This window comes from Perspicuibacillus lycopersici (assembly GCF_025660475.1).
In the GTDB taxonomy this organism is placed as follows: Bacteria; Bacillota; Bacilli; order Bacillales; family Caldibacillaceae; genus Perspicuibacillus; species Perspicuibacillus lycopersici.
This window is the reverse complement of sequence record NZ_JAOUSF010000002.1, coordinates 278,348-290,046: the sequence shown is the minus strand read 5'-3', so window position 1 is coordinate 290,046 and position 11,699 is coordinate 278,348. Positions and strand designations below refer to the sequence as shown.

General features: G+C 35.8%; 8 protein-coding genes and 1 riboswitch. Of the genes, 5 read left to right on the top strand and 3 right to left on the bottom strand.

What is annotated here, in order from left to right; genetic code table 11:
• The first annotated feature begins 109 nt into the window (after nucleotides 1–109).
• Entirely contained in the window at nucleotides 110–1,339 is a 1,230-nt protein-coding gene (gene odhB, locus OEV98_RS05500; protein WP_263072210.1) for a 2-oxoglutarate dehydrogenase complex dihydrolipoyllysine-residue succinyltransferase, read from the top strand.
• Between the two features lie 180 nt (nucleotides 1,340–1,519).
• On the opposite strand, the gene tagU is transcribed toward odhB, so the two are convergent.
• Nucleotides 1,520–2,425, bottom strand: coding sequence for a polyisoprenyl-teichoic acid--peptidoglycan teichoic acid transferase TagU (gene tagU / locus OEV98_RS05495; RefSeq protein WP_456107218.1), 906 nt, complete (start codon nucleotides 2,423–2,425; stop codon nucleotides 1,520–1,522).
• Nucleotides 2,426–2,644: 219 nt separating this feature from the next.
• Nucleotides 2,645–3,526 carry an HD-GYP domain-containing protein gene (locus OEV98_RS05490; protein ID WP_263072208.1) on the bottom strand — a complete coding sequence of 294 codons (882 nt, stop codon included), beginning with the start codon at nucleotides 3,524–3,526 and terminating at the stop codon, nucleotides 2,645–2,647.
• Between the two features lie 52 nt (nucleotides 3,527–3,578).
• Nucleotides 3,579–3,664: riboswitch (cyclic di-GMP riboswitch) on the bottom strand.
• 350 nt (nucleotides 3,665–4,014) lie between these two features.
• Between OEV98_RS05490 and OEV98_RS05485 the strand changes: the two genes are divergently transcribed.
• Nucleotides 4,015–4,194, top strand: coding sequence for an aspartyl-phosphate phosphatase Spo0E family protein (locus tag OEV98_RS05485; RefSeq protein ID WP_263072207.1), 180 nt, complete (start codon nucleotides 4,015–4,017; stop codon nucleotides 4,192–4,194).
• Between the two features lie 316 nt (nucleotides 4,195–4,510).
• Nucleotides 4,511–8,506, top strand: coding sequence for a S8 family serine peptidase (locus tag OEV98_RS05480; protein ID WP_263072205.1), 3,996 nt, complete (start codon nucleotides 4,511–4,513; stop codon nucleotides 8,504–8,506).
• A gap of 265 nt (nucleotides 8,507–8,771) precedes the next feature.
• Here the strand turns inward: OEV98_RS05480 and OEV98_RS05475 are convergent, their stop codons facing one another.
• Nucleotides 8,772–9,389, bottom strand: coding sequence for a class D sortase (locus OEV98_RS05475; protein WP_263072204.1), 618 nt, complete (start codon nucleotides 9,387–9,389; stop codon nucleotides 8,772–8,774).
• A gap of 419 nt (nucleotides 9,390–9,808) precedes the next feature.
• Between OEV98_RS05475 and tagD the strand changes: the two genes are divergently transcribed.
• Both tagD and OEV98_RS05465 read left to right on the top strand, forming a co-directional pair.
• A complete protein-coding gene (tagD, locus tag OEV98_RS05470) occupies nucleotides 9,809–10,207 on the top strand; it encodes a glycerol-3-phosphate cytidylyltransferase (protein ID WP_263072203.1) in 399 nt (132 codons plus the stop codon).
• Nucleotides 10,191–11,408, top strand: coding sequence for a CDP-glycerol glycerophosphotransferase family protein (locus tag OEV98_RS05465; protein WP_317633787.1), 1,218 nt, complete (start codon nucleotides 10,191–10,193; stop codon nucleotides 11,406–11,408). Before tagD ends, OEV98_RS05465 begins: the two co-directional genes overlap by 17 nt.
• Nucleotides 11,409–11,699: the final 291 nt, after the last annotated feature.

Genomic DNA, 11,699 nt, shown 5'->3' with positions numbered 1-11,699 from the left:
TCCGTTCTCCTGGAGTTTTATGTGTATTTGGTCTGCTTTAGAAATTCATACAAACTTTCCTATCTCTTTGAAAAATAGCCTAATACAAAACAAAAGGGGATGTATCCTAATGGCAGAAATTATCATACCAGAATTAGCAGAATCTATTACAGAAGGCACAATTGCACGTTGGTTAAAGGAATCCGGGGATGCAGTTGCAAAAGGTGAAAGTATTTTAGAATTAGAAACTGATAAAGTGAATGTCGATATTATCTCGGATTATGATGGCGTGCTAAAAGAAATTTTAAAAGAAGAAGGAGATACGGTAAGTGTTGGTGAAGTAGTTGCCTTTGTCGGAGAAGGTGGAAGCAGTGGAGCTGCAGATCCAGCTCCAGTTGTAAAAGAAGTAGTTGCTGAGCATGCCGAACCAGCCGTTCAACCTTCTACCGAACCGGTAAAACAAGAACAAGTAACGGTTGTTGCCTCACCAGCTGCAAGAAAATTAGCTAGAGAACATGGTATCGAACTCAATAGTGTTGCGACACTTGATCCTATTGGAAGAGTTCGCAGGCAGGATATTGTCAATCATATGAACCAACCAAAACCAGTGGCACCAGCCGTTGCGAAAGCTCCAGCACCTGTGGCAGTGGTTCAGGATGCGAAACCAACCGACCGTGAGAAAATGACAAGGCGCCGCCAAACAATTGCGAAAAACTTAGTTGCTGTTCAGCATACTGCTGCAATTTTGACGACATTTAATGAGGTAGATATGACGGCTATTATGAAATTACGGAAAAAACGCCAAGAGGGGTTCGTGAAAGAAAATGAAGTAAAACTAGGATTTATGTCCTTCTTTACGAAAGCAGTGGTTAGTGCATTGAAGCAATACCCACTATTAAATGCGGAAATTCAAGGCGACGAAATACTTGTGAAAAAATATTATGATATCGGGGTAGCCGTTTCTACTGATACAGGATTAGTTGTTCCAGTTGTAAGAGATGCCGATCGATTAAATTTTGCAGAAATAGAAAAAGAAATTGCTAATCTTGCAGCAAAAGCACGTGATGCGAAGCTTTCCTTAGCAGAGCTTCAAGGTGGTACCTTTACAATTACGAACGGGGGTACCTTCGGCTCGCTATTATCTACGCCAATTTTAAATGCCCCACAGGTTGGTATTTTAGGAATGCATTCCATACAAAACCGGCCAGTTGCAGTTGGTGATTCGATTGAAATTCGTCCAATGATGTATTTAGCACTTTCCTATGACCATCGAATTGTAGATGGAAAAGAAGCAGTAAGCTTTTTAGTGAAAATTAAGCAATTATTAGAGGACCCGGAAAAACTATTGCTTGAATCTTAAGAATAAGAAAATCCCCTACTCACTCGAGTGGGGGATTTTCTTATTCTTTTTCGGCTACTTTAGGAATCCTTCAAATTGATATTCTTCACCAAGTTGAAAAGTGTCCATAATGGTCGCCAGCATCTGTAGCATGTTAAACGAGCAAATACTCGAAATAGAATTGGCTCAGGTGATTCGGAGTTATTCCGTAATTTCAAGCTGCTCTTTTAATAGCTGCTGCAATTTTGCTTTTTCTTCATCTGGAACAATATAGTAATAGATGCCGTTAATTGTGGACCCATGACCATTGATTTGATGTTGCTCCATATCTTTTGCGGCTTGCTTATAATTTTTTTGAATATCAATCATTTCACTAAAGGTCAAATTCGTTTTTACGTTATTTCCAAGTGCGGTGAAAATGTCCCCGTAGTTCGTTAATGTATTTAAGCTAGCACCTTCTTTTATAACTGCCTCAATAATGCTTCGTTGCCGTAATTGCCTTCCAAAATCACCACGTGGATCCTCCTTACGCATTCGGGAATACAAGAGAGCTTCATCACCGTTTAACGTTAACGTTCCTTCTGGAAAGTGTACACCACCATAGGTGAAATCTAAGTCATTCGTAACCGTTACACCACCGACAGCATCGACAATTTCCTGGAAGCCTTCCATATTTACTTGGATAAAATAATCAATCGGAATATCGAAAAAATTTTCTACTGTATTAATCGACATTTCCACACCACCAAATGCATAGGCATGATTAATTTTATCCTCTGTACCTTTGCCAACAATTTCTGTCCGTGTATCCCGAGGGATACTAATCATTTCAATGGATTCCTTTGTAGGATTAACGGCCATGACGATCATTGTATCGGATCGACCTCGATCACCACTTCGTTCATCGACGCCTAGCAACAATACGGAAAATGGATCTTTCTCCTCTAAAGCAACCTTTTCTGTCCGTTTATCCGATGTTTCTCGAATTGGCTGGTGCATCGTATGTAAAGCGTCAGATAAAGAATGATAGACAGAAAAAATATATGCTCCTAAAGCAACAACTAGTATCGCCAAAATAATTAAAGTGACTTTTACCCACTTTTTCATTTTTTTCTTGTTTTTACGACTACGTTCTTCAGCCAAAATGTTGTTCCCTCCATAAAAATAGCTTTCGTTCCATTAAAGATTGAAAGATTTTAACTGTAGTATCTCCATTTTCTCTATTGTTATCAAAGACATGTAGTGGAACACTGAAATAAAAAAATAGATCCAACAAATATGCCAGTGCAGAAGGTTGTTGGATCATTTGACTATTGCAGCTTTATTCTATGAAATAAATTGAACAAAACTTTCCAATAATTGTGGATCATATTTATGTTTCTCTTGCTTTAAAATGGCAATTGCTTCCTCGTTTGAATAGGCTTTTCTATATGGCCTGTCCAATGTTAGAGCAGAGAATACATCCACAATCATGAGCGCTTTAATTTCTAATGTTGGTTCTGGATGATTACAGACTGTATTCGGATAGCCAGATCCGTCCAATGTATGATGGTGATACATTGCCATGTCGCAAATTCGTCCCGAAAAACCGAATTTTTTAAGCAAATATTCACCAAAATTCACATGCATTTTCACAATTTCATATTCTTTTTCCGTTAATTTCTCCTTTTTTAACAGGACATCTCGTGGAATCTTTATTTTTCCAATATCATGTAATAAAAACCCTGTGGAACCTTCAAGCAAGTGATCGAATCCTAGCTTGTTCAGCCATAATGTCCCAATAATAAAGGCATCAATGGAATGATAAAAGCTATTTTTATCCCAAATTTTTAAAGCAGATAATACATTATCAATAATGCTGCTTGTCATTATATGTAACAAATTATTTTTAATTAATTGGTAGTTTTCTTCCTCTTGAAAAAAATGCTGGTAACGACCGTTACGCAGATTTGTCATAACATATTCGTATAATTTTTTTTCAAAGTTATACGAAGAATCATACTTGTATTTAGAAGTATCGTTTTTCCATCGGGTATTGGTAGAAGGGAATTCATGAACACAAACTTTTTCAATTGTGGAACATTGTAAGGTAAAGACTTGATGAAGTGTAAGAATGGTCCCTTTCTTTAAAAGCAGCGTATCGCCTTCGTAAATATCTTCCGCAAGTTGATCTCCAACTGCTATCCATTTTACCGATTTTTTGTACATATGTGCGCACCCCTTAAAAGGCATTTTTCTGTGTGAAATTATTACGTTACCTTTCAGTAGCTGGCTGACATTGTGTTTAACACGTTAGTCCCTGTAGCTTTGCGTCCCTACTTTTCAATAGGTTTGCCTTTTTAGGGTTTACAACTGTAATAGTTGAGCCTAAAATCAATTATCCAAGATAATTTTCTCAAATGGAATTATTTATAACTAAAAATTGATAGTTATTACAAAATATTTATTATTATAACAAAGAACTAAATAAAGTAACAATAAACTTAAAGAATAATATAAGGGTTCTCAACATAACACGCTAGAACATAGGAGTAGTCTATAATTGAATTGAGAAAAATAGTCGAAATAGCCTATATTATAAAAATTATTGTTAGACTTTTTTCCTATAAATTAGTAATATATAACTACCGTTTGAAAAGATCTTTCCTTTTGCTATTAAAAACTAAGAGAAAAAATAAAAGGGTGGATGAAACTACATGTTCGATATTCGTACAAAAGATATTTCTACTATTTTAAATGAAATTGAAGCAAAAAGAATAGAGCTAGAAAATTACGTAAAAAATGAAGGAATGATATCAGCAAATGTCATTCGGACAAGCCAAGAGCTAGACGTGCTAATCTATGAAATTCAAAAGAGACAATCTCCAAGTAAATAATATATCTATTTAAATCTCGCTAAAACATTATTCCCTAACTTTCTTCCCCTGTCCTTTCATAAACAGGCTTTTTTGTACTGTCAAAAGCTATTTCCAAACTCGAGAAAATATTACAAAAAACTATTAAAAATTCCGTCGAAAATTGTCGAAATAATAACAATCTATTAAAAAAATCATAAAATTAATTGATATATTATTTACGCAAATCAAAAAACGTGTTAATTTAGTAGTGTAACTATTTTTAATATTTTCAAAGGAGGGTTAATTGGTAATATTATTTCGCTTTGCATAATTCTTTTTATTAGGGGGAGTAAGGTTGAAGAGATTTACAGGTTTGTTTCTAGCATTTCTATTAATCTTTTCTAGTGTTTCTTTTGCACTAACACCAGCTGCTTCAGCTGCTAGTTCAAAAGAGAGTTTAGCAGAATCGCTAAAGCTAGAAAAAGCTAATGTACAAGATTTAAATAAAATTTCTGCTGAAGAAGCAGAGAAAATTGATCCGAATCAAAATGTGCGGGTTGTTGTCGAGTTAGCAAGCGAACCAGCTATTGAAAAGGCAACAAAGCAAAATGTGAAATATGCTGCATTAAAAGATTCAGTGAAAAAACAACTAGAAGAGCAATTATTAGCGGAACAAGAAGATGTTAAAGCAAATATTAGCTCTGAAGGTGTTGACATTGAATACATAAATGATTTTACTACTGTATTTAATGGTTTTAGTGCGGAAGTAAAATATGGTGAAATTGAGAAAATCAAAAATTTACCAGAAGTAAGTAATGTTTATGTTACAAATGAATACGCACGTCCAGAAGAACAACCAGATATGAGATATAGTAAAGAATTGGTAGAGGCCCAAGAAGCATGGGAAGTTACAGGTTTCAAAGGGGAAGGCATGGTAGTTGGTATAATCGATACTGGTATCGATTACGATCATAAAGACATGGTATTAACCGATTCTGAATCTGCGGAATTAACAGAAGCAGAAGTTAATGATATTGTTGCTGAAAATAATCTACCTGGCCACTTCTATACAGAAAAAGTTCCTTATGGATGGAACTATATGGATCAAACTGACGAAGTGAAAGATCTAGGGTCAGCAGCTACCATGCATGGTATGCACGTAGCTGGTACAGTTGCGGCTAATGGCGATGATGCAAACGGCGGTATTTCTGGTGTTGCACCAGAAGCACAATTGCTTGCATTAAAAGTATTTGGTAATGATCCTAATTTCCAATCTACTTATGGTGATGTGTACATTAAAGCAATTGATGATGCGATTAAATTAGGCGCAGATGTACTAAATATGAGTTTAGGATCTCCTGCAGGATTTGTATCTGAAGATGATCCTGAAAACCAAGCAGTTGCAAGAGCTGTTGAAAATGGCGTGTTAATGTCCATTTCTGCAGGTAACTCTAATTATTTTGGTACTGGATTCTATGGTAGTGATTTATTATTTGCTGCCAATCCAGATTATGGTGTAACAGGTTCACCAGGTGTTGCTGCTGAATCTCTTCAAGTAGCATCCTATGAAAACTCCTTTATGGATGCAGATGCACTTGAATATAGCATTGATGGAGTTGCTGGTTCTGCAATGTTCTTATCTGCGAGCACAGTACATCCAAATAGCATTGAACAAAAAACATTTGAATTAGTGTATGCAGGTTTAGGTGGAGAAGAGGATTACGTCGGTCTTGACCTAACAGGTAAATATGCACTTGTTCAACGTGGTACGTATGATTTCGTTGCGAAGGCATTAAATGCGCAAAATGCGGGTGCTGCAGGTGTTATTGTTTATAATAACACGGATGGTACTGTTAATATGGCTACAGACCCAGCAATTACGATTCCGCAATTATTTATGATGAAAACAGATGGTGACGCATTAGCTGCGGCATTAGCGGCTGGACAAGAAGTAACAGTTTCCTTTAATGGAGAAACTACGACTATTGCGAATCCAACAGCAGGACAAATGAGTGCATTCTCTTCTTGGGGATTAACTCCAAACTTAGATTTCAAACCAGAAATTACAGCTCCTGGTGGAAACATTCTTTCTACATTGAATGATGATCAATATGGAGTAATGAGTGGTACATCGATGGCTGCTCCGCATGTATCAGGTGGTGCTGCACTTGTATTACAACGTGTAGATGAAGAATTTGGTTTAACTGGTGCTGATCGCGTGCATATGGCGAAAAACCTGTTGATGAATACTGGTAGAGTCGTAGAAGATGAATATGGTGATCCAGTTTCTCCGCGCCGTCAAGGAGCAGGTTTAATGCAGTTAAATGCAGCGGTAACAACACCTGTAGTGGTAACAGAATCTACAACACATGAAGCAAAAGTTGCGTTGAAGGAAGTTTTAGCTAACACTGTTTCCTTCGAATTGACTGCTGAAAACTACTCTGATGAAGCAGTAACTTATGATGTAGAAGCTAGCTTATCGACTGATTATCCAGCAGATGCTGGAATTTGGGCAATTTCACCTAATCTTCTAGGTGTGTCTGATTTAGTAGCAAGTGGTGCTGCAACAGTTTCTGTTAATGGGGAACAAACTGCATCAGTTGAGGTACCTGCAAATAGTACAGCAACTATTTCTGTTACTATCGAAATTGATCCAGCTGCAAATGATGAGTTAAACTCTATCTTTACAAATGGTTATTGGTTAGATGGTTTTGTTCAATTAGTTGATCCAACAGATGCTCATCCAACATTAAGTGTTCCTTTCTCTGGATTTAAAGGTGAATGGGATGCTGCACCAATTTTTGATGCGCCAAGTTGGGATGAAGAATCTTATTACGGCTATACAGATGTAGTATCTTCAATTGATGGAGAATATTACTTTACTGGAACTGGTGAAGATGATATTTTCTTCTCACCAAATGGTGATGGAATCTTTGATGATGCCGTTCCTTTAGTGTCATTCTTAAGAAATGCAAAAACAGTAACTGTCCGAGTACTTAGTGAAGAAGGAAATGTCCTACGCACACTTCGAACGGACTCCAATGTTACGAAAAACTGGTATGATAGTGGTCGCTATGCACCATATACATTAGATGATGCCTGGGGTTGGGATGGTACTGTCAATGGAGAAGTAGTGCCTGATGGTAATTACTATCTTCAATTAGAAGGTGTCATTGATTATGAAGGCGCTGAGTCCCAAACTTTAGAACTTCCAGTTAAAGTTGATACAGTAGGACCTACAGTAGATGCAAGCTACGATGCAGCAACACATACTGTACATGCGAATGTAGCCGATGCAGGTAGTGGCGTGTCCTATTGGGATGTATTAGTTGATGGAGTTTCTGTACTTGGAGATGATGTACTTACTCCAGATGTTACTGAATATGTATTGCCTACAAATGTAACAGAAGAAAATCGTATTTCTGTAGTTGCTGTAGATAATGTTGGTACATCTACAATTGTAGTAGTACAAGACGGTGTTGATGAAGATGCACCAGAAATCTTCTCTGAATATCCAGAGTTTTATCAAGTATTTGGAGAAAGCACTGTTGATGTATTCGGATATGTTACCGATAAATCTGAAGTAACATCTGTTACGGTTAATGGTGTAGATGCAGAAGTATACTATGATGCATATGAAAATGCTTATTATTATTCCGCAACACTTGAGCTAGAAGATGGTGCTCATGATCTTAAGATCAAAGCAGTAGATGATCGTGGTAATGATGCACAAATTGTACGCCCAGTGTTTGTAGATACAACTGCAGCTGAATTAGTGGTGAATGCACCTGAAACAGTTCCAACGGATTCTGATTCTGTAACCGTATCTCTTGATGTTGCAGATAATTTCGATCAAGTACGTGTTTACGTAAATGACAATGAAATTTATGCAAATTCAACAGAATACCCAACATTCGGTGATTTTGAAACGACTGTAGAGGGTGTTGAATTATCCTTACCAGAAACGGAAAATACTTTTGAATTTAAAGTAGTTGACTTTGCTGGTAATGAAACAGTTCAAGAAGTGACAATTACGAAGTCTGATGAAGATCCAGGAACTGACCCAGGAACTGACCCAGGAACTGACCCAGGAACAGATCCAGGAACTGACCCAGGAACAGATCCAGGAACAGACCCAGGAACAGATCCAGGAACTGACCCAGGAGATCAACCAGGTGACCAACCGGGAGATCAACCAGGTGATGATCAACCTGCTGATGATGAACCATCAGATAACGAGCTTCCTGATACTGCAACAAATAATGGAAACATTTTAATGAGTGGTTTCGTCTTAATGGCTGTCGCATTATCTGTATTCCTTTATACAAGAAAAAAATCTACAATGAATTAAGTTAGATTTTTAAGAGGTTAGGATCTCCTAGCCTCTTTTTTTTACAAAAAAATTGCACCATATTTGTAATTCTATAGGGAAATGTCGCGAAGGGAAAACTTATCGTAAAAAAATCTATAACATCGGTAGGATTGGTCGTATCAATTGAAAACATAATGAAAATGTGGAAGAGCGGTAAGATGGACGGAAGAGAAAAATACACGCATATTTTCAAATAATAAAATAAAAAAACTATCCAACAGAATTGGATAGCCCCTCTAATGTTTTAGTTCTCATAAACTGGTTTTGCGTAAAAAATAAATCGGTCTGGTGCATTCCCAAGAAAATAAAATGGATAACATGTCGTAACGGTTAAAATTTCATCGGGTGCGGTTGAACGAATAACCGTTGTATCATCTGCAGACACTATTTCTGTCTCATAAATTTTGTATTCAAACGATCCATAAGGTAGCTGTACGACAAATGAATCACCTATTTTTAATTGGTCAAAGTTACGAAATACGGTATCACGATGTCCAGATAGGACAATTTGATCTTTTTGTAATGGAAGAGCAGTACCAGTGTAATGACCTACTCCTAGTTCTAATTCGTCTGGATCGGTTCCTTCTACGATTGGAATTTCTTTATCTAGCTTAGGAACATATAGAATACCCATCGTTTCCCCTTTATCAAAGGATAGGCTATCCACATCAATTTTACTCCAATCAACATCTTTCGGCTGCCCTTTGGAATTGTATCCAGCTTCATTAATTAAATCTTTAGCCTCAGCAGTCTTCTCTTGGACTTTATTCGCACCATCGGTTATTTGGTAAACCGAATATCCAACAAGTCCTAGACCGGAAACAAAGAGAAGTATCATGATAACCTTCAAAACCTTTTGCAAAAAAATACACCTCCACAATATTTTCTTTCCGTTAGTTAAGGTTTCTATTAAAAAGTTATAAATATTCTAATTTAACGGAATATCTAAATATTCCACACTGTTTATTATACTTGATTTTATAGGATAAACCTACCCTTTTCTATTTTCTTCTAGGTAAATTCGTAAACATCAATAGAAATGAATTTCATTATTTCTTTACATTCCTTTACCAAAATTTTATACTAGCTTGTTCTTTTTCTTTGGATATACTAAAGGTTAAATTACTTTCAAAACTACCAATGGAATTCCAAATTATTCCATGTTAAAGCAATATTAATTGCACCATTTCATTTCCATTGAATACCACAATTGTATAGATAAATCGGTTTACAAAATCTTTACGAACACTTAATATTAATAAATGAAGGAGCGATGATACCATGAAAAAGGTAATTACTTACGGAACATTTGACTTGCTTCATTGGGGACATATTAATTTATTGAAGCGCGCAAAAGACTTAGGTGATTATTTAATCGTTGCTTTATCAACTGATGAATTTAATGAACAAAAAAATAAAAAATCCTTTCATTCCTTTGAAAACCGGAAAATTGTACTGGAATCGGTTCGTTATGTTGACGAAGTTATTCCAGAGTGCTCATGGGATCAAAAAATCGAGGATATTAAAAACCATGATGTCGATATTTTTGTCATGGGGGATGATTGGAAGGGTAAATTTGATTACTTAGAGGAATATTGTACAGTAATTTATTTACCACGAACAATTGGTATTTCAACTACACAAATAAAGGAGGAGATTGGTAATGCGAACAATGGTTAGAGAGCTAGCTGTCGAAGTTTATTTGTTCATTTTTTCTATTCTCTTTTCCATTTTCAAGATCCTCCCACTACAAAATAAATTAACATTTGTTGTATCTTTTAAGGAAAATAATTTGGCTATTTATGAAGAAATGCAACGTGCTAACTTCTCCAGCAAAATTGTTTTCCTTTGTACAAAACGTAGCTATCCTTCTGTAAAAGGAAAAGTTGACGGTTCTGTATATGTATTTGAAACGTTGAATGTTTGGCATATGATTCTTTCTATCTACCATTTAGCAACCTCTCGAAATGTCATTGTCGATAATTATTATGGATTTCTTGCTGCTATTCGCTTTAAAAAAGCGGTAGAATGTATTCAAATTTGGCATGCTGCAGGTGCAATCAAAACATTTGGTATGAAAGATAACTCTATTCAATTTCGTTCCGAAAGAGCTAATCGTCGTTTTGCAAAAGTATATTCACAGTTTCATAAAGTAGTAGTAGGTTCTGATAGATTTGGAGATATTTTTCAAGAGGCATTTCAATTACCTGCCGAAAATATTTTACCTATTGGTATTCCTAGAACAGACTTTTTCTTTGACAAAACAAAACAAGTAGAAATTATGGATACATTTTATAAAAATTATCCACAATTACGAGATAAAAAGATTGTTCTTTATGCACCAACCTATCGTGAAGATGGCATGAATCAAAACTTAGCAATTAATATTGAGGAAATGTATGAGAATTTAAAAGAAGACCATGTATTAATGATTCGTTTACATCCTTCTGTACAAATGGATTTAGATATGAGCAAATATCAAGATTTTGTATATGATTTTTCGAAATATCCAAGTATCAATGAATTGTTATTAGTTGTGGACTATTTAGTAACCGATTATTCATCAATCCCATTTGAATTTTCGTTGCTAGAAAAACCAATGATTTTCTTTCCATATGATTTGGACCAATATAATGAAGGTCGTGGGCTTTGGGAAAGCTATGAAAAAATGGTTCCAGGACCAATCGTTCAAACGACGAAGGAAATTGCAGCAACGATTAAAAACAATGCATTTGATATGGAAAAAGTAAAAGAGTTCCGTGTGAAATGGAACCAATATTCAAATGGCCATTCTAGCCAAAATCTTGTTCAATATTTATCTGTAGCGAATAATGCACAACGCAAAACAGAAGTTCCTGTTGGCCAAAATATTTCTATGTAATGTTGTCAGGTAGTAATGGCTATGTCCGTACATACTTGACAGCATTTTTTTATTGCCTGTAGGGAAGTCTGTTTCCCTGTTAATAGGATATCCTAACCTTTACTTTTGATGCTTTGTAACCCGATTTTAAATAAAATGAAATACAATAGGGCAGAAGTATGTATAGAACTTGTGATAAGATAGTATCGTGCCCAAATGTAATGGTTAGTAGCAGTTCTTCAAATGGCAGGGCAGTTTTTTTATGTTGAGATATGTGAATTAGGAGGCAGTTTTTTCGATTATGAACTCAGC